This is a genomic window from Achromobacter sp. ESBL13 (assembly GCF_036668755.1).
Lineage (GTDB): Bacteria > Pseudomonadota > Gammaproteobacteria > Burkholderiales > Burkholderiaceae_B > Achromobacter.
In genome coordinates this window covers 40,769-62,331 of record NZ_JAZEVT010000006.1, presented here as the reverse complement: position 1 = coordinate 62,331, position 21,563 = coordinate 40,769, and the positions used below count along the sequence as shown (strand labels likewise).

The window sequence follows — 21,563 nt, the reverse complement described above, 5'->3', positions numbered from 1 at the left end:
GTCACTTGAAATCGTTCTTCCATTCACGCAGGGAGGCAAACACCTCTACCGGCGTAGGTTGATTGTTTCCGGCCCAGTTGGCTGCGGCACGGATCACGTCCACTTGCTGCGTACGCAAAAACGGGTTCGTCGCGCGTTCCTGGCCGATAGTCGACGGAAGCGTGGGAAGACCTTCTGCTCGTAATTGCTGGGCTCGCTGATACCACTGATGCAGGGTGCGATTGGCGGGATCCACGGCCAATGCCCAGCGCAAGTTGGCTAGAGTGTACTCGTGCGCGCAAAAAACCTGTGTATCTGGCGGTAAAACGGAAAATTTTTCCAAGGAATCATGCATTTGCGCGGGAGTTCCCTCGAAAAGCCGGCCGCAGCCGCCCGCAAACAGGGTGTCGCCACAGAACAAGACCGGTTCTATCCCGGCTGCCCGGCCCGTGTAGGCGATGTGCCCGGCGGTGTGTCCCGGCACATCCAGCACCCGCAGATCCAGGTCCAGTTCGGGCAGCGTCACCCGGCCGCCCTCGGTCAGCGGCACGTCGCAGCGCGGCAATGTTTCGCGGGCCGGACCGTATACGGTAAGGTCCGCCATGCGTGACAATTCAAGTACACCGCCCACATGGTCGCCATGATGGTGCGTGAGTAGAATGGCGCGCAGCCTCAAGCCTTCCTGCTCAAGCCATCGCAGCACCGGACCCGCTTCGCCCGGGTCCACCACGGCGGCATTTTCGCCATGGACGATGGCCCAGATGTAGTTGTCGGTGAAGGCGGGTAGAGGCAAGACCGCGGCATGTTGCTCGCGGCCGCCTGCGGGGGCGGTCAAGGCTTGCATGAGATTCGAAGGAATAGAACGTGGCAGAAGAAACACCGCCGATTGTAGAACTGGCCGAATGGTTCCAGACGCCACCGGGGCAGTACGCCCTGGCCTGGGAACGGGCCCAGTTCGACGCGGCTGTCGCGGATGTGTTTGGCTATTATGCCTGGCAGGTTGGCCTGGCCGACATGAATCTGCTGCGCGCCAACCGCATGCCCTTCAAGGGCTATGTGGGCACCGAGACCCCGTCGCCGGAGAGCACCGCCGCCTGGCAGTCGCGCGTGGTGCTAGCCGAACCCGAAGCCTTGCCGTTCGAATCCCAAAGCGTCGATCTGCTGATCCTGCCGCATGCGTTTGAATGCACGCAGGACCCGCACAACGTGCTGCGCGAAGTGGAACGCGTGCTGGTACCCGAAGGGCGCGTCGTGATTTCGGGCTTCAACCCCTGGAGCATGTGGGGCGCACGCACGCGCATGCCCGGCATGGAACCCTGGCTGCCGCAGCCGCCGTCGGCCCAGGTGTCGCTGGCGCGCTTGAAAGACTGGTTCAAGCTGTTGTCCCTGGAAGTCGACGACAGCCATTTCGGCTGCTATGCGCCGGCTTGCCGCAGCGAAAAATGGCTGCAACGCTGGGGCTTTCTGGAATCCGCCGGCGCTCGCTGGTGGAGCCTGGGTGGGGCGGTGTATATGGTGTCGGCCGTGAAACGCGTGGCCGGCATGCGTATCATCGGGCCGGCCTGGAAAACCAAGCCCAAGCGGGCGCGCGCCGCCTCGGTGGTGGTCAACCGCCAGGCGGACGACGGCTTCGACCCTTCCTGAAGGCGGGCGACGTCCGTTTCACATTGCACGAACAAGGATTTCAAAGCAGCACCATGCAGGACAACAAAGCGATCGATCAGAAAGTGGACATGTGGACCGACGGGGCCTGCAAGGGCAACCCCGGTCCGGGCGGTTGGGGCGTATTGCTGCGCGCCGGCGGCCACGAAAAGACCCTGCATGGCGGCGAACTGCAAACCACCAATAACCGCATGGAGCTGATGGCGGTCATCGAGGGCTTGCGGGCGCTCAAGCGCACCTGCGTTGTCACCATACACACGGACTCGCAGTACGTGATGAAGGGCATGACCGAATGGCTGGTGAACTGGAAGCGGCGCGGCTGGATGACGGCTGAAAAAAAACCGGTCAAGAACGCCGAGCTCTGGCAGGCGCTGGACGAGCAGGTGCAGCGGCACCAGGTGTCGTGGCGCTGGGTGCGTGGCCACAACGGCGACGAAGGCAACGAACGCGCCGACCAATTGGCCAATCTGGGCGTGGATCTGGCCCGCCGGGCCTGACCGCGCCCACTGACGGCATCGGGATATACCCTGAAATCCGCCTTGAGAGGGGGATTTAGTCGTTTCATCCGGCGTCTGGATTGTTCCAGTATGTAAATTCGGGTGCTACAGTGCCTTCCCCCATTCCAGTTCTCGCGGCGCCGTCCAGGTGGGGAATATGGTGCGCGCCGCACCACCGCCACATACGCGCATGAAAAAAGCTGTACTGCTGGCCGCCGTCGCGGCCGGGTTGGCCGCGGGGGCCGCATTGGGCGTGTTCGTGCCGCGCTGGCTCGCGCCCGGGGCCTCGCCCACCGTCCAGGCGGCCGCCAAGCCGGCCGCTGCGCCGGCCGCGCCCGTTCGGGTCGAGGTCGCTTCCGTGAAAGAAATTCCGTTCGCCCGGGGCTTGTCCGCCGTGGGCAGCCTGCGTTCGGACGAGTCCGTCGTGCTGCGGCCCGAGGTGGTGGGCCGGATCCAGGCGATTGAATTCAAGGAAGGCCAGCCGGTGGCCCGGGGCCAGGTGCTCATCCGGCTGGATGATTCCGTGCCGCGCGCCGAGCTGGCGCAGGCCCATGCCAACCTGACGCTGGCGCAAAGCCATTACCGCCGCGCCGTGGAATTGCAGGGCAAGGGTTTCGTCAGCCAACAGGCGCGCGACGAATCCGCCAGCACGCTGAAGGTGCAGGAAGCCGCCGTGGCGCTGGCGCAGGCAAGGCTGGACAAGATGACGATATCGGCGCCGTTCGCCGGCATCGTGGGGCTGCGCAGCGTGTCCGTGGGCGACTACGTCAACCAAGGGCAGGACCTGGCGCCGCTGGAAGCCATCGACCCCCTGAAGGTGGACTTTCGCGTGCCCGAAATGTACTTGAGCAAAGTGGGCGTGGGCCAGCAGCTGACGCTGCGCCTGGACGCGCTGCCGGGCCAGGAACGTCAGGGGCTGGTGTACGCCGTCAGCCCGCTGGTCGACGCGGGCGGCCGGTCCATCCTGTTGCGCGCCACCGTCGCCAACAAAGACGCGTTGTTGCGGCCCGGCATGTTCGCCCGCGTGCAGCTGCTGTTTAACCAGGACAAGGCGCTGGTCGCGCCGGAAGCGGCGTTGTCGCCGTCGGGCGAAACGCAGTACGTTTACCGGGTCAAGGACGGCCGCGCCGAGAAGCGCGAAGTGACGATCGGCGAGCGCCGCGAAGGCCGCGTCGAAATCCTGACCGGCGTAGCAGCGGGCGATCAATTAGTGGTGGCGGGCATACAGCGCGTCACGGACGGCGGCGCGGTGACCGTCGTGGGCAGTGGCTCGTGAGCCCGGCCACCTACTCTTTTTAGCGGTGACGCAATGCGTATCTCGGAAACCTGCATCAAGCGGCCGGTGTTTGCGTCGGTCCTGTCGCTGATCATTGTCCTGATCGGCCTGATCTCTTATTCGCGCCTGACGGTGCGCGAATATCCCAAGATCGACGAGCCCATCGTGTCGGTGGACACCACCTACAAGGGCGCCTCGCCCGAGGTGATCGAATCGCAGGTGACCAAACCGCTGGAAGATCAGCTGGCGGGCATCGAGGGCGTGGACGTGATGACCTCGCGCAGCCGTTCCGAACGCAGCCTGATCAACATCAAGTTCAACCTGTCGCGCAACCCGGATGCCGCGGCGGCCGAAGTGCGCGACAAAGTCTCGCGCGCGCGCCGCTTCCTGCCGGACGAAATCGACGAGCCCATCATCGGCAAGGTCGAGGCCGACTCGCAGCCCATCATCTATATCGCGGTGGAATCGGGCTCGTACTCGGCGATCCAGACGTCCGACTACATCAACCGCTACATCAAGACCCGCTTGTCCGTGCTGCCCGGCGCGGCCGAGGTGCGTGTGTTCGGCGAACGCCTGCCATCCATGCGCATCTATGTGGACCGCGACAAACTCGCTGCATACGGCCTGACCGTGCAAGAGGTGGAAGCCGCGCTGCGCAGCCAGAACGTCGAGATCCCGGCCGGCCGTATCGAATCGCGCGCGCGTGAATTCTCGGTGGTGTCGTCCACCGACCTGCAAACGCCCGCACAGTTCGAAGACGTGATCGTGGCCAACGTGAAGGGCTATCCGGTCAGGCTGCGCGATGTCTCCAAGGTCGAGATCGGCGCGGCCAGCGACCGGGTGCTGTCGCGCTTTAACGGCAAGCCGGCCATCAACATCGGCGTGACGCGGCAGTCCACGGCCAACCCCTTGGAACTGTCCAAGGCGGCGCGCCACGAGGTCGAACGCCTGAACGAGACCTTGCCGGCGGGCATGAAGCTGACCATCGCGTACGACTCGTCGGTATTCATCGAACGGTCCATCGATTCGGTTTTCCACACCATCGGCGAAGCCATCATCCTGGTGGTGCTGGTGATCTTTTTCTTCCTGCGCAACCTGCGCGCCAGCATCATCCCCATCGTCACCATCCCCGTGTCGCTGGTGGGCGCTTGCGCCCTGATGTATTTCTTCGGATTCTCGATCAACACACTGACCTTGTTGGCCATGGTGCTGGCCATCGGCCTGGTGGTGGACGACGCCATCGTGGTGCTGGAGAACATCTATCGGCACATCGAAGAAGGCATGCCGCGCAAGGAAGCGGCGCTGCGGGGCTCCAAGGAAATCGGCTTTGCGGTGGTGGCCATGACGATGACGCTGGTCACCGTGTATGCGCCGCTGGCGTTCGCCACGGGCCGCACGGGGCGCCTGTTCATTGAGTTCGCGCTGGCCCTGGCCGGCGCCGTGCTGGTGTCGGGCTTCGTGGCGCTGACCTTGACGCCGATGATGTGCTCGGTGTTGCTGCGCCATCAAAGCAGTCACAGCCGCTGGTACAACCTGATCGAAGGCTGGCTCAACGCCATGAGCAATGGCTACCGCCGCCTGCTGGGGGCGTCGTTGCGTCACCGCTGGCTGGTGGTGATGATCGGCGTGGTGGTGGCGTTGGGCAGCGGCGTATTGTTCAAGGTGGTCAAAAGCGAATTGGCGCCCATCGAAGATCGTGGGGTGGTGTTCGGCATCGTCAGCTCGCCGGAAGGCGCCACGTTGAACTACACGCTGGACAGCATGCTGGGCATCGAAAAGTTCTATTCAGAAATTTCGGAAGCCAGCGGCAGCCAGGTCACGGTGGGCTTTCCAACCGTGACGGACGGCACCGCCATCCTGCGCCTGAAACCGTGGGAAGAACGCGACCGCAAGCAGCAGGCCATCACGCAGCAGTTGCAGCCGCAATTCGCGTCATTGCCGGGCGTGCGCGCGTTTCCGACAAACCCGCCCTCGCTGGGGCAGTCCGCGCGCTCAAAGCCGGTGGAATTCATCATCATGAGCCAGGCGTCGTACGCCGAACTGGCCCGCCTGACCGATGTCTTCCTGACGGAACTGCGCAAGTATCCGGGCCTGTTGAATCTGGACACGGACCTGCGTCTGAACACGCCTGAACTGCGCGTGCGGGTTGACCGGGACAAGATGGCGGACGTGGGCGCCAACGTGGACACGGTGGGGCGTACGCTGGAGACGATGCTGGGCGGGCGCCAGGTGACGCGTTACAAGGACGAGGGCGAGCAGTACGACGTGATCGTGCAGGTCACCCCGCGCGACCGCGCCACGCCCACCGATATTTCCGGTATCTATGTGCGTGCCCGCGATGGCAGCATGGTGCAGCTGGACAACCTGCTGGGCGTGCACGAAGGGGTGTCGCCGCAATCGCTGAACCACTTCAACCGCCTGCGCGCCGTCAAGATCGATGCGGCGGTCGCGCCCGGGTATGCGCTGGGCGAGGTGCTGACGCACATGCATCAGGTGGCGCGCGACGTCCTGCCCAATACGACCATCACGGATCTGGACGGGCAATCGCGCGAATTCCGCGATTCGTCCGGCAGCATCTACCTGGTGTTCGGCATGGCGCTGGCCTTCATCTACCTGGTGCTGGCGGCGCAGTTCGAAAGCTGGCGTAACCCATTCATCATCATGCTGTCGGTGCCCCTGTCGATGACGGGCGCGTTGCTGGCGCTGTGGCTGACGGGCGGCACGCTGTCGATCTACAGCCAGATCGGCCTGATCACGCTGGTGGGGCTGATTACCAAGCACGGCATTTTGATCGTGGAATTCACCAACCAGCTGCGCGACGAGGGCCGCGAACTGTTCGCTGCCGTCACCGAGGCCAGCGTTCTGCGCTTGCGCCCCATTTTGATGACGACGGGCGCGATGGTGCTGGGCACGGTGCCGCTGGCCCTGTCGTCCGGCGCGGGGGCGGAATCCCGCCAGCAGATCGGCTGGGTCCTGGTGGGCGGCCTCTTGCTGGGTACACTACTGACCTTGTTCGTCGTGCCGGTGGCCTACACGCTGATTGCCACCGCACGCAAGAAACCCGGCCATGCCGGCAGCGCAGAGCACCCTCCGGCCCACCCGCCGGGCGGTCAGACGCCGCCGGCCTCGGCCAATGCAGCGTCGGAATAAGTCATGCGCCAGATCATCTTTGACACGGAAACCACCGGACTGGACCCTGCCCAGGGTCATCGCATCGTTGAAATCGGTTGCGTGGAAATGGTCAACCGGATGTCCACCGGCAACAACCTGCACATCTACCTGAACCCGGATCGCGACAGCGACCCCGAGGCCTTGGCGGTGCACGGACTGACCACCGAGTTCCTGTCCGACAAGCCACGCTTTGCCGACGTGGCGGACGAGTTCGTCAAATTCATCCAGGGCGCGGAACTGATCGCGCACAACGCCGCGTTCGACGTGAAGTTCTTCAACGCCGAGTTGGCGAAGACGGGCCGCGGCCCGATCACCGATTACTGCGAGACGGTCACCGATTCCCTGCTGCACGCCCGCTCGCTGTTCCCCGGCAAGCGCAATTCGTTGGACGCCCTGTGCGACCGCTTCGGCATTTCCAACGCGCACCGTACGCTGCACGGCGCATTGCTTGACTCGCAGTTGCTGGCGGAAGTCTGGCTGGCCATGACGCGCGGGCAGGATGCGTTGCTGATCGACGTGGACGACAACGACGGCGCGGGCAGCGATGGCATCGTGCTGGCCAAGTTCGACGCGTCGGGGCTGGTTGTCATCAAGGCCAGCGACGAAGAACTGGCCGAACACGAGGCCTATTTGGCGGCGTTGGACAAGTCGGTGAACGGCGAATGCGTCTGGCGCAAGCTGGATGCGCCGGTGGCGGCATAAAGGCTATTGCCGGCCCGGGTTGCCGTGCGCGAATTTCGACTTGCGCACGTTTTAAAAATCATGCTATTATTTCGCCTCTTTCAGGGTGGTTAGCTCAGTGGTAGAGCACTGCCTTCACACGGCAGGGGTCACAAGTTCGAAACTTGTACCACCCACCAAAGACCCTTGGAAGGCAACACGAAGGCTTGTAGATAGCATTAGTTGTTGCTGACCCGCTTGGCGTCTTTGGCATAAAGACTGAAAGAGAAAAAAGAAAAAAGAAAGCAAAACAGGCCAACCTTAATCGGTTGGCTTTTTTGTGCCCGTCAGCTTTGCTGCGGGACCGTGCTGCGGGATCTAAGCTTGTTGATCTGGCGCAATATTGCCTTTCTGGCCTGCGTGCCGACGCCTTATTACGCGCTTATGATGGTTTCACGGTGCCGCCTTCGAAAGAACTCCTTTTGACGGCCTGCCGGATGCCCGAGCATAGGAGACGTCCATGCCGCCGAACACCAATACCATGTTGATCATCATTGTCACGGGCGTGGCGATGATGCTGATCGGTTTCGGGCTGCGCGACCGCAATATCGGGATGGGCTTGATGGGCCTGGGCTTGATCACCGCCATCGGCACCATCATCTACAAGGCCTACGTCACGTTTTACTAAGGCCGTTCTGGCTAAGGCGCTTTCGGGTTAAGGCGCTTTCTTGTTAAGGCGTGCCAGCAAGGTGTCCAGCTGGTTGGCGAACGCCTTGCGGTCGGCTTGGCTGAATGATGACGGGCCGCCCGTATCGACCCCGCTTGCCCGCAATTCTTCCATCATGTCTCGCACCGCCAGCCGTTCACGGATGGTTTCGGGTGAATAGCGTTCGCCACGCGGGTTCAACGCCATCGCCCCTTTGGCTAGCACGTCGGCGGCCAGCGGGATGTCCGCGGTGATGACAAGATCCCCCGGCTCGGCGCGTTCAACGATATGCGCGTCCGCCACGTCAAAACCGCGCGGCACCTGCACCGCGCGGATCAGCGGCGAAGGTGGCGTGGACAGCGGCTGGTTGGCGACCAGGGTCACCGGCACCTGCCAGCGCTGCGCGGCGCGGAACAAGATGTCCTTGATGACCACGGGGCACGCGTCCGCATCGACCCAGATGTGCATAAGCGCTTATTCGCCCAGCGCTTTTTGCAGGACTTCGGCCACGATGTCGTTCGTGGACACGCCACGTTCGGCGGCCAGCGCGCGCAGCTTGTCGGCGTGCGCCTGCGACAGCTTCAACGGAAACGGCACCAGGCCGGCCGCTTGATCCAGCTTGCGCTGCTCGCGGCGGTCGGGCGCTTGCGACGCTACCCCGAAGCGGTCGGGGGTGGCGGATGCCTTGAGCTGGCCGGCCAGCTTCAGGGCCTGGGTTTTTTGGAGATCGAATTTATTCATGGAAATTCCTGATTAGGAGCGCAATCATAAGCGCATCCGGGATCAGCGCGGTTTGGCGAGTTCCAACGCGGCCAGGCCTTCCTCGGCGCCGTCGTGCAGCGGGACGGTCAGGCCGCGTCGCGCATTGGCGATGGACACCTGCGCTCCCTGCGCCGAGCCGGCCGCCAGCAAGTCCTGGCCGGTCTGGTAGACGGCACGAACCACCATCAGCGCTTCATCGCGGGTCAGGTTTGCCGTGGTCAGCATGAGCGCCGCCGTGCCCACGGTGGCAACCGGCGCGGCCTGGTTGGGATAGGTGTCCGCGGCAATTTCCAGGGGCATCAGGGCGCTGTCGCCGCCGGTCAACGACTTGATGGCGGCCGGGTCCAGCGGCAGCAGCTTCAAGCGCGCCTCGGTCAGCGCGTCGCGCAGGGGCGTGGCGGGCACGCCGATGACTTGCGCGGCGGCATCGACCGTGCCGGCGTTCAGCGCGGGCAAGGACGCCGCGAATGGCGTGTCGACGACGGTGTAGTCGCGCCCCGGCTCCAGGCCATGGGCGGACAGCACGGCTTGCAGCGTGGCGCGCACCGCCGAACCCTCGGGGCCCAGCGCAATCTTCTTGCCCTTCAAGTCGCGCACGCTGCGCAATGCCGGATCGTCACGTACCACGATGTGGACCAGTTCGGGATACAGGCTGCCCAGCGCGCGCAGGCCGCTGAACGGCCCCTGGTCGGCGAATGGGCCGCGACCCTCGTAAGCCAGGCGTGCCGTGTCGGCCTGCGCCAAGCCAACCACGGCGTCGCCGCTACGCAGCAGGGCGATGTTTTCCGCGCCGCCACCGGTGATCAGCGGGGTGACGCGGATCTGCCGGGCGCGCGCCACGGCGCTCAGCGCGCGGGCAAACGCAACGTATTCGCCGCGGTCAGGTCCACCGGCCAGCGGATAGCCTTGCTGCAAACGAGCCAGCCGCCCATTGATGCGCGCCACCGAGCGTTCCAGCTCTTGCTGCACCACGTTCTGCGCGGTGCTGGAGGCGCTATAGGCGACGGAATGGGTGATCTGGTCCAGCGTATCCAGCAACTGCCGCGTAACAGGCGGGGGCGCGCCCGTATCCAGCGACGGCGCCTCGGCCGCTTTGAAGCCGGCAGGGGTGATGAGATTCCAGGTATCGCCTTCTTTGCGATAGATGGCGCTGGCGTGCGCGACGATGCGGTCTCCGGCCTGGTTGCCGCCGGATTTCACGCCGATGATGCTGCGCGGGCCGGCGCCCAGCAACGTTACCAGCGAGGCCGCGCCGGGCTGGTCCCAGGCGCCCAGCGTTATATCCCGGCCCAACGTCAATTCGACGTCGTAATACACGACGCGTCGGCTTTCACCGGCGGGGGCCGTGCTGTCGCTGGCGGAACCCCTGCGCTTCAGATCGGTGATGCGGAACAGGCCTTGGCCGTATGTGGTGGCCAGGGCGGTGTCGACGTCCGTGCGCAGCTTGTCGGCATCGGGCGCGCGGCCGCAGGCGGCGAGCATCAGGCAGAACGCGATCAGTACCAGGCGTTTGAACATGGTCACATCCCCCCGACGAAGGGCAAGGAGATCAGCGACGTCAGCACGATCACGTTCAGGATGTCGACCAGGAACGCACCGGTGACCGGCACCACGATGAAGGCTTCCGGCGCGGGTCCGTGACGGCGCGTCAGGGCCTGCATGTTGGCGATGGCGGTGGCGGTGGCGCCAAGGCCAAAGCCGCAGAACGCCGCCGACATGATGGCCGCCTCGTAGTCGCGCTTGAGCAATCGGAACACCACCCAGGCGGCGTACAGCGCGCAGAACAGGGTTTGCACCACCAGCATCAACGCCAGCGGGCCGGCCAGGCGGGCCACGCTGGAAAGGTCCAGCGTCATCATCGTCATGCCCAGGAACAGCGACAAGGAAATCGTGCCGATGATTTCCGTGGCGCGGTCGTCCAGCTTCAGGCCCAGGCGCGCGCCGCCGTTGCGGATCAGCACACCGGTGGCCAGGCACCACAAGAAATTGGGCAGGCTGACGGGCGCGCCCTCGACCAGCATCGCCAGGTAGCCGCCGACGACCAGGCAGACGAAGGCGGCCGTCATCGACACAATGAAGGAACCGGCGGTGGGCGGTTCAGCGGGTTCGGCAAGGTCGGGCGCCAACTGGCCGTCGCCTGCCTTGTGGTCCAGGCTGCCTTGCAACTTGTGCCGGCGCATGAGCCATTCCGCGACGGGTCCGCCCACCACGCCGCCCAGCACCAGGCCCAAGGTGGCGGAAGTCATGGCCAACGCCATGACGTCCTGGATGTTGTTGAAGTCGGCAAAGCGCGTGGCATAGGCCGCGCCGGTTCCGTGCCCGCCCACCAGCGTGATCGTGCCGCCCAAAAGGCCCATCAATGGGTGCATGTCCAGCAGCCAGGCCATGCCCAGCCCCACGGCGTTTTGCAGAATCAGAAAGGGAATCAGCGCCAACAGAAAGGCGATCAGACGGGGGCCGCCCTTGGCCAGCAGTTTCAGATTGGCGGTCAGCCCGATAGAGCCGAAGAACAGCAGCAGCAGCGTGGGCCGGATACTGGTTTCCAACGAAACGGAGACGCCGCCCCAGTTCGCCAGCGCATACGCCAGGATCGCAAACAGCAGGCCGCCGACAATCGGGTCGGGGATGCTGTATCGGCGCAGGACGCCGATACGGGTGGTTAGCACGCGGCCGATGACCAGCACCAGGCAGCAGGCAAGCAAAGATTGAACGGGCGAAAGGGAAATCATAAGAACCTTCGCGCCCCGGCAGGGCGCAGCAAGTCGGACTATCGGAACCGTTGCCGCCACATCGTTCGGATTGCGGCCCTATATTACGGCCGCGAATTGGCGATGTATAGGAAAGCGGCGACTGGCGGGGCCTGTCATGCAGGGCCCTCGCAAATAAGGGGCTACAGCGGGAAGCCGCGCGTCATGTAGCGGGCGTCGGGGCCATAGTCCGCCAACTTGGCGGCCAGATCGGCCATGCCGTCCATGCCGTCCATGCCGTCCATGCCGTCCATGCCGTCCATGGCGGACACCGGCCGATAGCCGTGGCGCAGCCAATAGCCCACGGCGGACTGCAATGAAACAAGGCTGGCGCGACGCAAGCCGCTTTGCACAGCGCGCGCGGCGCCTGTCTGCATCAAGGACTTGGCCACGCCATGCCCTTGCGCGCGCGGGACCACGGCGCAGTCGTGCACGAACCAGTGTTCGGCCGGCGAAGGCAATGCCGTCAACGCGACGCCCAGCGCCGGGGGCAGGCCGGCGTTCCAGGGATACGAAACCAGGTAACCCAGCAGGGTGCTGCTATCTGATGCACACGCCACCCAGCAATGATCGGGCGCAAGCTGCAAGCGGTTCAGGAAGAACTCCGCGCTTTCAAGCAGGAAGTCGGGATAGGCCAGCGTCTGGGCATGCAAGATGCCGTCCACGTCGCTGGTCAGCATAGGGCGGACTCGGTATTGCATGACTACCTGTAAGGACAAAACAGCCGCGCATTTTAACGATGCCGGCAAACACGTCGGTTCGGCGGCGCCTGGAAATAGGGGGCGCATCCACATTGTCCCGGCCCGATACGCTGCCGCGCGCCACGCGGCGATCGAACGAAATGCACGGCTTTGCCGGCGATGCCGCGTTGCGGGCATTTCATGAAAATTCGACGAGACGCTACGCATACTGCCGGTCATAGCATTCCTGTATTCCCAGACCTTTCGTCTTATGCACATCCAATACCGGCCCGATCCGATTCCTTCGCAAGTGCTGGCCAAAACGTATCCGCTGGAAGCGCTTTGGTCCGGCAAGGCTGCCGTGGTGCCATACGACGCTTGCGTGACCTGCGTCATTCCGTGCCTGAACGAAGCGGAAAATCTGCGCGTCTTGTTGCCGCTGCTGCGCAGCCGTTTGCAGGCGCTGTGCACGCGTTGGGAAATCATCGTGGCGGACGATGGCAGCACGGACGGCACGGAATCGCTGATGGGCGAATGGACTCAGCACGAGGGCTTTCGCTACGTTCAGCTATCGCGCAACTTCGGCAAGGAAGCCGCGCTTAGCGCGGGGTTGGAAGCGGCCGCCGGGGACGCGGTGATCTGCCTGGACGCTGACTTGCAACACCCGCCGGCGTTGATCGAACAGATGCTGGCGCGGTGGGCGGCAGGCGCCGAAATGGTTTATGCCGTGCGCGAAACGCGCCAAGACGAATCGTGGTTGAAGCGATCCGGCGCGCGTTGGTTCTACAAGCTGCTGAGCAGCGCGCGCGGCGTTGATGTGCCGGCGCACGCCGGTGACTTTCGCCTGATGGACCGTGGCGTGGTCGATGCGCTGAACGCACTGCCCGAGCGCACGCGCTTCATGAAGGGCTTGTACGCCTGGGTCGGCTTCAAAGGCGAAGCGCTGCCCTACACACCGGACGAGCGCATGCATGGCGACAGCCGCTTCAGCGGCTTGCGCCTGTTCCGCTTGGCCCTGGATGGCTTGACGGCGTTTACGACCTGGCCGCTGCGTCTGGTCAGCCTGGTGGGCGTGGCGTTTGCGCTGGTGGCGATGTCTTACGCCGCCTATCTGGTGGGCGATTACCTGCTGTCGGGCAATCCCGTGTCGGGCTGGACCACCATCGTCACCGCCGTGCTGTTCTTTGCCGGCGTGAACCTGATCTCGCTGGGTGTGGTGGGCGAGTACGTTGCGCGCATCTTTGACGAAGTCAAAGGGCGGCCGCTATACGTGGTGCGCCGTCGCCAAGGGCGATCCGCCGACAGTGGGGCGCGGCCCTTCTGATTCTTGCGCCGCTGCGCGGCGCGCCGGCTCCTTGCATCACTTCTATCACGCGCCGGGCTTGCGGAAGGCCCACAAGCGGCTCGCGACAAACGTGGCAAACGCCAGCCCGATCAAGATCAATGCCAGCAACACGTCGTAGCGGATGCTGGTGGTGTGCAGCAGCAGCGCGTAGGCCGATTCATTGATGAAAAAGCCCGCCGCTGAAATGAAAAAGAAACGGCGGATCGCTATGGTCCAGGGTATTTGGGCATGTCTGAACGTAAGCCGATAGTGGCCGGCAAAGGATACGACGAAGGCGACCAGCCAGCCGATCAGGTTGGCGGCCAGCGGCGGCAGTGCGAAGGCTTCGACGCAGCCGACGGCCACCGCCCAATGGGTTGCGGCAGCCGCGCATCCGACGGCAACAAACAGGCTGATCTGACGAAGCAAGGCGCGCATGAGTGCCGAAGTGGAATGGAACCGCGAGGAAACGCAATGAGCAAACGAGTCATAGTCTGCGGCGACGATTTTGGCATGAATGCCGACATCGATGAAGGCATGATTGCGTTGGCCGACATGGGGCGCATCAGCGCGGTCAGCTGCTTGTCGCTTGGCCCCACGTTCGCCGCAAACGCCCGCCGGCTTGGTGCGCGCAACGTGGATATCGGCTTGCATGTGAACCTGTCCGAGACGTTGGCCACGGATGCCGAGCCGATGCCGTCCTTGAGCAAGCTCATCATCAGCGCGTACACGGGGCGACTGGACGCAGCCTGGGTGCAGGCGCATTTGAACCGCCAGTTTGACGCCTTTGAGGCCGCGCTGGGACGCGCGCCCGATTACATCGACGGCCATCAACACGTGCACCAGCTGCCCGGCGTGCGCGATCAAGTGCTGGCGCAACTGAAGCGGCGCTTTGGCGAACGGCGCCCGTGGCTGCGCCAGACGGCGCCGGGCATGCTTAGCGGCATCCCCATGAAGGAAGCGATCAAGGCGCGCATCATCGGCGCCTTGGGGGCGGCCGCGCTGGCGCGTCAGGCAAGCCGTGATGGCCTGCGCACCAATCGCCGGCTGCTTGGCGTATATGGATTCGACGGCGGCAAGCGACGCTATGCCGGGCTGCTTCAGAACTGGTTGTTCAACGCGCGCGATGGGGATCTGCTGATGTGCCATCCCGCCATGAACGGCCAAGAGGGCAGTGCCATGTCGCGACAACGGCGCGCCGAATTCGACGTGTTGGCCAGCCCCAAACTGGGCGACTGGATGAATGCCAACGGCGTGCGCATTTCGCGGCTGCCCATGCACTGATCGCCGCGCGACGCGGCATCACGCGGGCGTGGTGTCTGCCCGCGTCAGGCTTTCCAACAGCCAAGCCCCCGCCGGCCCAAGCGCGCGCCGGGTAGACCAGACGGCGTCAACGCGTATGTGGCGCGGCCAGCCGGGCACCGTCAGTTCCACCAACTGGTCGCGGCCAAAACGCTGGACCATCCAGCGGGGCAGTTCGGTCCAGCCAAATCCCAGGCTGGCCATTTCCAGCAGCATCAGATAACCGGGCGCGGACCACGTTGCGTGGGGCGGCGCCGCGTCTTTGTCGTCCAGTTCGTACGTGCTGAGCCGCAATTCGCGTTGCGTCTTGAGCTCGTCGTTGCTGACCGTAGGGCGATCGGCCAGCGGATGGCCGCGGCCCACGCACAGCACGATTTCTGAACGCTCTGGCAGCGTGGCGTGCGCCACATCGGGGGGGTAGTCGTCTTGTGCCGCCATCAGGCCCAGGTGCGCGCGGCCTTGCTGAACCAACGCCACCACGTCTTCGTATTCCGCAATCAGGCATTCGAAGCGCAGCGCCGGGTAACGCTGGTCGATCTGACTAAGCATGTTCTCAAACGTCTTGGACTGGAACGTGTCCGACAGCACCACCGTCAGCCGGGGTTCAAGCCCGTCGGCCAATTGGTTGGCGCTGCGGTTGAAGCGATCGTTCGCGGCCAGCACCTGCAAGGCCTGGCCCAGCAGCACCTGGCCTGCTTCGGTCAGCGCGGGTTGCCGCTGGCTGCGGTTGAACAGGGTGACGTTAAGGTCCACTTCCAGGTTGGCGATGGTTTCGCTGATGGTGGACTGGCTCTTGCCCAGTTTCCGGGCAGCGGCCGAAAACGAGCCTTCAGAGGCGACTTGCGCGAACGCGGCCAGGGATTCAAGAGAGTGGCGCATAAGTTATCGGTATTTCCGATGGATAGTATCTTTATCGTAACGGAAATATCGTCGAAAATCGCTTCCATTCTGACAAATCGACCGCAGGCGGGTCATGCAAGCCACTCACACCCCTCCCCAAAAAACGCAAGTCACCAAAACGCTCAAAGAGCGTTTTTTTCACGCCTTCCTTTTTGAAATCCTGGCCATCGGCCTGTGCGCGCCGGCCGCTGCCTGGGCCATGGGCAAATCCCTGTTTGAAATGGGCGTCCTCACCGCTGTCATCGCCTGGATCGCGCTGGTCTGGAACATGATCTACAACGCCGGCTTCGACCGCCTGCAAAACCGCCTGGGTTTCGTTCGCAACATGCGCATGCGCGTGGTGCACGCGTTTGGATTTGAACTGGGCCTGATCCTGATCGTGATTCCGCTGGCGGCCTGGTGGCTGGACATCAGCCTGTGGGAAGCCTTTGTGCTGGATATCGCGCTGGTGCTGTTCTATCTGCCCTACGCATTCCTGTACAACCTGGCCTATGACCGTTCCCGTCCGCGCGTCATGGCGTGGCTGGGTCGCGGCAAGGCGCAGCCCGCGCCGGCCGACACAGCCGGTATCGCGCCGGCAGTGGCGCCGGCGGGGGCTGCCGCCGTTACGCGTCAATCACCTTGCGCGTAAACATTTCCAGGTAGTCCATCAACGAATCGGCGCCCTTGATGGCGTCGGCTTCGTTGCCGGTGGCAATGCCCTGCGCCATCAGCATGTGGCGGCGCGCGCCTTCGGCGATGTCGCCTTCGTGCTGATAGGCGTACCAGAAGCGCCGGCACTGAATGATCAGCGGTTCGACCGCATTCACGGCAGACACATTGCGGCAAGCCAGATGGCAGACGTGGTCCAGCAATTGGTCCGCGTGCATGTAGTCGTCAAGGTTGCCGCCTTCCGAGGCGCGAATCATCTGCGCGGCGCATTCCACGATCTGGGTGCGCTGCGCGGGCGTGGCACGGCGGGCGGCGCTGGCGGCAATCAGTTGTTCCAGCGCGCGGCGCGTCTGGATCAGATCCATGTGGTCGGCCAGCTGGATCATCGATACGCGCAGGCCGCGCCGGGGCTCCTGGCGGATCAGGCCAGCCGCCACCATGCGTAGCAATGCTTCGCGCAGGGGCGTGCGCCCCAGGCCGGTTTTCTCGACAAGTTCCGCTTCCACGACCGCGCTGCCAGGCTGCAATTGCAACGTGGCGATCATGCTTTCGATCTGGTCGTAGGCGACGTCCGCGGCGCGCCGTTTGGGTTCTGCTCCTGCCATCAATTATTGTTTTCCTTCGTTTTGCGCCACTGCGTGTACGCCAGCCATTCGCCGACGAACCCGCGTCGGAAGAACGACACGCACAACACGAAAATCAGCCCGATGACGATGGTGACAACATCGCCCAGGGTGGCAAGATAGTTCTGCAAGCTGACCACCAGCGTAGCGCCCACCACGGGGCCCCACACCGTGCCGATGCCGCCTAGCAGCGTCATCAGCAATACTTCGGTGGAGGTGGCCAGCGACACGTCGTTCAGGGCCACCAATTGCAGCACCAGCGCCTTCAAGGACCCGGCCAGGCCGGCAACCGACGCGGACAGCACGAAGGCCAGCAGCTTGCACCGATCCGTATCGTAACCTAGCGAAATGGCGCGCGGCGCGTTGTCCCGGATCGTCTTCAGTACCTGCCCGAAGGGCGAATGAATCACCCGGTAGACGAACAGAAAGCCCAGCACGAACACGCCCAGCGCGAAGTAATACATGTTGGTGTCCAGGCTCAGGTCCACCAGCCCCAGGAACTTGCCACGCGGAATGCCCTGCATACCGTCCTCGCCGCGCGTCCAGCCGACCTGCACCGCCATGAAGTACGCGACCTGTGACAGCGCCAGCGTGATCATCGCGAAATAAATGCCGGTGCGGCGGATGGCCAGCCAGCCGATTGCATACCCGATGGCGGCCGCCATGGCCACGCCGCACACAATGGCAAGCTCGGGCGGCAGGCCGCGTGCGCCGAACAGGATCATCATTTCGCCCGTGGCGTAGGCGGCCCAGCCAAAAAAGGCGGCGTGGCCGAAAGACACCAGGCCGGTAAACCCGGTCAGCAGGTTGAAGGCCAGCGCAAACAGCGCAAAGCACAACACCTTCATGACGAACACCGGGTACACGACCTGGGGGAAGAACGGCACCAGCAGGGCGGGCACCAGCAGCAAGGCCAGGATGCGAATGGAAAACGGAATGCGCGACACCTTATTTCTCCTTGCCGAACAAGCCCGCGGGGCGCATCAACAGCACGACGGCCATCACGATGAACACGACAACGGTGGACGCTTCGGGATAAAACACCTTGGTCAACCCTTCCAGCAGCCCGAGCGCCAGGCCGGTGACGATGGCGCCCATGATGGAACCCAGCCCGCCGATGACCACCACGGCGAACACGATGTTCAGCAGGTTGGACCCCATCAGCGGGTTGATCTGCATGACGGGGGCGGCCAGCACGCCCGCCACGCCGGCCAGTGCCACGCCGAAGCCGTACGTCAGCGTGATCATCACCGGAACGTTGACGCCGAACGCCTGTAGCAGCTTCGGGTTTTCAGTGCCGGCGCGCAGCATGGCGCCAAGGCGGGTGCGCTCGAACAGGTACCAGGTGGCGATGCACAGCGTCAGCGATGCCACCACCACAAAACCCCGGTACGCCGGCAAGAACATGAAGCCCAGATCGAAGCCGCCTTGCAGGATCTCGGGCGGCTCATAGCCCACCCCTGAAATACCGTAGAAGTATCGGAAACCGCCTTCCATCATCAGCGCGATACCGAAGGTCAGCAGCAGCCCATACAGGTGGTCCAGGTGGTACAGCCGCTTGAGCAGCGTCTTTTCGATCAGGACGCCCACCGCGCCCACCACCAGGGGCGCCAGGATCAGCGCGGCCCAGAAGTTGACCTGCACGCCGGGGCCCAGCAATTGCGGCAGCTGCGTGAAGCCGATCCACGCCAGGAACGCCGCCATCATGAACTGCGCGCCGTGCGTGAAGTTGACGATGTTGAGCAGGCCGAAAATGATGGCCAGCCCCATGCTGAGAATGGCGTAGAAGCAGCCGTTGATCAGGCCGACCAGCAATTGGGCCAACAGGGCGGGGAGCGAGATGTCGAACATGGCGCGGGCTTAGGACTTGTTCAGCGGGCAGGCGGCCTGGGGCTTGGGGAACACGTCCTCGCCCTTGAGTACCGACTTCACGTTGTAGTAGTCCCACGGGGCCTTGGACTGCGCGGGCGTTTTCACCTGCAAGAGCAGCATGTCGTGCACCAGTGCGCCGTCCGCGCGCAGATGGCCGTTGCGGATCACGGCGTCATTGATGGTCATCTCGCGCAGCTTGGCCATCACGGCGGGCGCGTCGTCGGTGCCGGCGGCTTCGATCGCCTTCAGGTAGGACAGCGTGGCGGAATACACGCCGGCCTGCGAGGCCGTCGGCATCTTCTTGGCTTTTTCGAAGAACTTCTTGGCCCATGCGCGCGAGGCGTCGTCATAGTCCCAGTAGAACGCTTCGGTCAGGTACATGCCCTGCGCCTTGGGCAGGCCCATGCTGTGCACGTCCGAAATATACGTCAGCAGCGGCGCCACGATCTGCTTCTTGTTGATGCCGAATTCGTTGGCTTGCTTGACGGCGTTGACCGTGTCGTTGCCCGCGTTGGCCAGTGCGATCACGTCGGCCTTCGATGCCTGGGCTTTCAGCAGGAACGATGAAAAGTCGTTGCCGGGGAAGGGGTGGCGCGACACGCCCACGACCGTTCCGCCGTTTTCCTTGATGACTTCGGTTGCGTCCTTTTCCAGCGAATGGCCAAAGGTGTAATCGGCCGTGATGAAATACCAGGTCTTCTTGCCTTCTTGCACCAGCGCGCGTGCCGTGCCAGCGGCCAGGGCGTACGTGTTGGTGGTCCACTGCGCGTTCAGCGGTGAACATTTTTCGCCCAGGATGGCGGTGGACAGGCCCGCCGAGGGCATCGTCACGCGGTTTTTCTGCTTGGCGATTTCCATCACGGCCAGCGCGGTGGACGCGGTGGGAAAGTCGGTGATCATGTCGACCTTGCCCTGGTCGAACCATTCGCGCGCCAGGTTGGCGGCCACGTCGGGCTTGTTCTGGTGGTCTGCCGCCACCACTTCCACCGGTTTGCCCAGCACCTTGTTGCCCATCTCTTCGGTGGCCAGGCGCGCGGCGATCACCGAGCCGTTACCGGCCAGGTCGGAATACACGCCGGACAGGTCGGTCAGCACACCCACCTTGACGACGTCGTCGCTGATCTTGGCCTGCGCGTGGGCGGCGCCGGCGACGCCCAGGGTTAGCAACGCTGCTGCAATTCGGTTCAATTTCATCTGACTACGCTCCGTGTAGGAAGGGGCACTGCGGTCGGAAGGAATACGGAAAAAACCAATACGGCAAGACTTCAAATGCCCAGCAAGGTGTTCAGCTTGTCCTGCGATTGCTGGACGTCGGCACGGTCGATCACGGCAACCACCTGGCCGTGTTCGATGACGTAATGGCGGTCGGCCAGGTGCTGGGCGAAGCGGAAATTCTGTTCGACCAGCACGGTGGTGTAGCCGCGCTCTTTCAATTGCCGGATCACGCGACCCAGCGACTGCACGATCACAGGCGCCAGCCCTTCGGTGATTTCGTCCAGCAACAGCAGGCGAGCACCGGTGCGCAGGATGCGCGCCATCGCCAGCATCTGCTGTTCGCCGCCTGACAGCCGCGTGCCGGGGCTTTGCGCACGCTCTTTCAGGTTGGGGAACATCGTGTAGATCTCTTCCACCGACATGCCGCCCGGCCCGACCGAGGGCAGCAGCATGAGGTTTTCCTCCGCGCTCAGTGACGCGTAGATGCCGCGCTCTTCAGGGCAATAACCGATGCCCCGGCGCGCGATCTTGTGAGTGGGCATGCCCACCGTTTCCTGGCCCTGCACCTTGATCGAGCCGCTGCGGCGGCCCACCAGGCCAAGGATGGCTTTCAGCGTCGAGCTACGGCCCGCGCCGTTGCGGCCCAGCAGCGTCACGCATTCGCCGGGCTTCACGTCCAGGTCGATGCCATGCAGGATGTGCGATTCGCCATACCAGGCGTGCAGGTTACGGATTTCAAGCAGGTTGCCGGACCCGCCGGCCAGGGCGTTATTCATCGTCGGCTCCCATGTAGGCTTCGCGCACCGCCGGGTTCATCGAGACGGTGGCGTACGGGCCTTCAGCCAGGATCTCGCCCCGTTGCAAGACGGTGATGGTGTCGGAGATGTCCGCCACCACCTTCATGTTGTGTTCGACCATCAGGATGGTGCGCCCCGCCGATACCTGCTTGATCAGGTGCTTGATGCGGTCCACGTCCTCGTGGCCCATGCCCTGCGTGGGTTCGTCCAGCAGCAGCAGTTCGGGCTCAAGCGCCAGCGTGGTGGCGATTTCCAGGGTGCGCTTGCGGCCATAGGGCAGGTCGCCCGCGGGCACCTCCAGATGGGTGCGCAGGCCAACCTGGTCCAACAGTTCCTCGACGCGGTGGTGCAGGCTTTCCAGCGTGCGTTCCGACCGCCAGAAGCAGTAGTCCACCCCCAGCTTGCGCTGCAAGGCGACGCGCACGTTTTCGCGCACCGACAACTGCGGGAACACGGCGGATATCTGGAACGATCGAACAATGCCCCGGCGCGCGGTCTGGGCGGGGCGCTCTGCCGTGATGTCCACGCCGTCGTACAGGATTTCGCCGCGCGTGGGGATGTGGAACTTGGTCAGCAAGTTGAAAAACGTGGTCTTGCCCGCCCCGTTGGGCCCGATCAGTGCATGGATGGCGCCGCGCCGGACGCTCAGATCGACGTTATTGACCGCCACGAAGCCGCGGAATTCCTTGGTCAGGCCACGGGTCTGAAGGATGATGTCGCTTTGCATGGTGTCCGATGG

23 protein-coding genes and 1 tRNA gene are annotated in these 21,563 nt (G+C 63.9%); 10 read left to right on the top strand and 14 right to left on the bottom strand.

Annotated elements, in window-relative coordinates:
* Position 1: 1 nt before the first annotated feature.
* The gene (gene gloB, locus V6F88_RS21675; protein WP_332612139.1) at positions 2-823 is read right to left on the bottom strand and encodes a hydroxyacylglutathione hydrolase; all 822 of its coding nucleotides are present in this window, start codon (positions 821-823) and stop codon (positions 2-4) included.
* A 20-nt stretch (positions 824-843) separates the two neighbouring features.
* On the opposite strand from gloB, the gene V6F88_RS21670 reads away from it, so the two are divergent.
* The 7 genes from V6F88_RS21670 (at position 844) to V6F88_RS21640 (ending at position 7,933) form a co-directional block, all read left to right on the top strand.
* The gene (locus V6F88_RS21670; protein ID WP_046806133.1) at positions 844-1,623 is read left to right on the top strand and encodes a class I SAM-dependent methyltransferase; all 780 of its coding nucleotides are present in this window, start codon (positions 844-846) and stop codon (positions 1,621-1,623) included.
* Between the two features lie 53 nt (positions 1,624-1,676).
* The gene (gene rnhA / locus V6F88_RS21665; protein WP_046806169.1) at positions 1,677-2,138 is read left to right on the top strand and encodes a ribonuclease HI; all 462 of its coding nucleotides are present in this window, start codon (positions 1,677-1,679) and stop codon (positions 2,136-2,138) included.
* A 190-nt stretch (positions 2,139-2,328) separates the two neighbouring features.
* Positions 2,329-3,414: an efflux RND transporter periplasmic adaptor subunit gene (locus tag V6F88_RS21660; RefSeq protein ID WP_332612137.1), complete on the top strand. Its 1,086-nt coding sequence runs from the start codon at positions 2,329-2,331 to the stop codon at positions 3,412-3,414.
* Between the two features lie 33 nt (positions 3,415-3,447).
* Complete coding sequence (locus tag V6F88_RS21655) at positions 3,448-6,564, top strand: efflux RND transporter permease subunit (protein WP_332612136.1); 3,117 nt, start codon at positions 3,448-3,450, stop codon at positions 6,562-6,564.
* Between the two features lie 3 nt (positions 6,565-6,567).
* Positions 6,568-7,287, top strand: a complete 720-nt coding sequence (dnaQ, locus tag V6F88_RS21650; RefSeq protein ID WP_046806136.1) for a DNA polymerase III subunit epsilon — start codon at positions 6,568-6,570, stop codon at positions 7,285-7,287.
* Between the two features lie 83 nt (positions 7,288-7,370).
* Positions 7,371-7,445, top strand: a tRNA-Val gene (locus tag V6F88_RS21645).
* Positions 7,446-7,765: 320 nt separating this feature from the next.
* On the top strand, positions 7,766-7,933 hold the full coding sequence (locus tag V6F88_RS21640) for a hypothetical protein (protein WP_332612134.1): 168 nt from the start codon (positions 7,766-7,768) through the stop codon (positions 7,931-7,933).
* A gap of 27 nt (positions 7,934-7,960) precedes the next feature.
* On the opposite strand, the gene V6F88_RS21635 is transcribed toward V6F88_RS21640, so the two are convergent.
* The 5 genes from V6F88_RS21635 to V6F88_RS21615 form a co-directional block, all read right to left on the bottom strand.
* Positions 7,961-8,419: a YaiI/YqxD family protein gene (locus tag V6F88_RS21635; RefSeq protein WP_332612133.1), complete on the bottom strand. Its 459-nt coding sequence runs from the start codon at positions 8,417-8,419 to the stop codon at positions 7,961-7,963.
* A gap of 6 nt (positions 8,420-8,425) precedes the next feature.
* Positions 8,426-8,692: a hypothetical protein gene (locus tag V6F88_RS21630; RefSeq protein ID WP_332612132.1), complete on the bottom strand. Its 267-nt coding sequence runs from the start codon at positions 8,690-8,692 to the stop codon at positions 8,426-8,428.
* A gap of 42 nt (positions 8,693-8,734) precedes the next feature.
* The gene (locus V6F88_RS21625) at positions 8,735-10,237 is read right to left on the bottom strand and encodes a TAXI family TRAP transporter solute-binding subunit (RefSeq protein ID WP_332612131.1); all 1,503 of its coding nucleotides are present in this window, start codon (positions 10,235-10,237) and stop codon (positions 8,735-8,737) included.
* Positions 10,234-11,442: a sodium/glutamate symporter gene (gltS, locus tag V6F88_RS21620; protein ID WP_332612130.1), complete on the bottom strand. Its 1,209-nt coding sequence runs from the start codon at positions 11,440-11,442 to the stop codon at positions 10,234-10,236. The genes V6F88_RS21625 and gltS overlap by 4 nt, the downstream gene beginning before the upstream one ends.
* Positions 11,443-11,603: 161 nt before the next feature.
* Positions 11,604-12,140, bottom strand: a complete 537-nt coding sequence (locus V6F88_RS21615) for a GNAT family N-acetyltransferase (RefSeq protein WP_332612128.1) — start codon at positions 12,138-12,140, stop codon at positions 11,604-11,606.
* 271 nt (positions 12,141-12,411) lie between these two features.
* Between V6F88_RS21615 and V6F88_RS21610 the strand changes: the two genes are divergently transcribed.
* A complete protein-coding gene (locus V6F88_RS21610; RefSeq protein WP_332612127.1) occupies positions 12,412-13,464 on the top strand; it encodes a glycosyltransferase family 2 protein in 1,053 nt (350 codons plus the stop codon).
* 45 nt (positions 13,465-13,509) lie between these two features.
* Here the strand turns inward: V6F88_RS21610 and V6F88_RS21605 are convergent, their stop codons facing one another.
* A complete protein-coding gene (locus V6F88_RS21605; protein WP_332612126.1) occupies positions 13,510-13,902 on the bottom strand; it encodes a GtrA family protein in 393 nt (130 codons plus the stop codon).
* A gap of 36 nt (positions 13,903-13,938) precedes the next feature.
* Between V6F88_RS21605 and V6F88_RS21600 the strand changes: the two genes are divergently transcribed.
* Positions 13,939-14,748, top strand: a complete 810-nt coding sequence (locus V6F88_RS21600) for a ChbG/HpnK family deacetylase (protein WP_332612124.1) — start codon at positions 13,939-13,941, stop codon at positions 14,746-14,748.
* Positions 14,749-14,766: 18 nt separating this feature from the next.
* Here V6F88_RS21600 and V6F88_RS21595 read toward each other — a convergent pair whose 3' ends face one another.
* Entirely contained in the window at positions 14,767-15,645 is an 879-nt protein-coding gene (locus tag V6F88_RS21595) for a LysR family transcriptional regulator (RefSeq protein ID WP_332612123.1), read from the bottom strand.
* 94 nt (positions 15,646-15,739) lie between these two features.
* Between V6F88_RS21595 and V6F88_RS21590 the strand changes: the two genes are divergently transcribed.
* Positions 15,740-16,297 carry a multidrug/biocide efflux PACE transporter gene (locus V6F88_RS21590; protein WP_332612122.1) on the top strand — a complete coding sequence of 186 codons (558 nt, stop codon included), beginning with the start codon at positions 15,740-15,742 and terminating at the stop codon, positions 16,295-16,297.
* Here V6F88_RS21590 and V6F88_RS21585 read toward each other — a convergent pair.
* The 6 genes from V6F88_RS21585 to V6F88_RS21560 all read right to left on the bottom strand — a co-directional run bounded on the left by V6F88_RS21585 (position 16,272) and on the right by V6F88_RS21560 (position 21,551).
* Positions 16,272-16,922 carry a GntR family transcriptional regulator gene (locus tag V6F88_RS21585; protein ID WP_046806146.1) on the bottom strand — a complete coding sequence of 217 codons (651 nt, stop codon included), beginning with the start codon at positions 16,920-16,922 and terminating at the stop codon, positions 16,272-16,274. The genes V6F88_RS21590 and V6F88_RS21585 overlap by 26 nt on opposite strands.
* Positions 16,922-17,887, bottom strand: a complete 966-nt coding sequence (locus V6F88_RS21580) for a branched-chain amino acid ABC transporter permease (RefSeq protein ID WP_332612120.1) — start codon at positions 17,885-17,887, stop codon at positions 16,922-16,924. Before V6F88_RS21580 ends, V6F88_RS21585 begins: the two co-directional genes overlap by 1 nt.
* 1 nt (position 17,888) lies before the next feature.
* Positions 17,889-18,791, bottom strand: coding sequence for a branched-chain amino acid ABC transporter permease (locus tag V6F88_RS21575; protein ID WP_104145139.1), 903 nt, complete (start codon positions 18,789-18,791; stop codon positions 17,889-17,891).
* 9 nt (positions 18,792-18,800) lie between these two features.
* Positions 18,801-20,006, bottom strand: coding sequence for an ABC transporter substrate-binding protein (locus tag V6F88_RS21570; protein ID WP_332612119.1), 1,206 nt, complete (start codon positions 20,004-20,006; stop codon positions 18,801-18,803).
* A 71-nt stretch (positions 20,007-20,077) separates the two neighbouring features.
* Entirely contained in the window at positions 20,078-20,803 is a 726-nt protein-coding gene (locus tag V6F88_RS21565; RefSeq protein ID WP_332612117.1) for an ABC transporter ATP-binding protein, read from the bottom strand.
* The gene (locus tag V6F88_RS21560; protein WP_046806150.1) at positions 20,796-21,551 is read right to left on the bottom strand and encodes an ABC transporter ATP-binding protein; all 756 of its coding nucleotides are present in this window, start codon (positions 21,549-21,551) and stop codon (positions 20,796-20,798) included. The genes V6F88_RS21565 and V6F88_RS21560 overlap by 8 nt, the downstream gene beginning before the upstream one ends.
* Positions 21,552-21,563 lie beyond the last annotated feature (12 nt).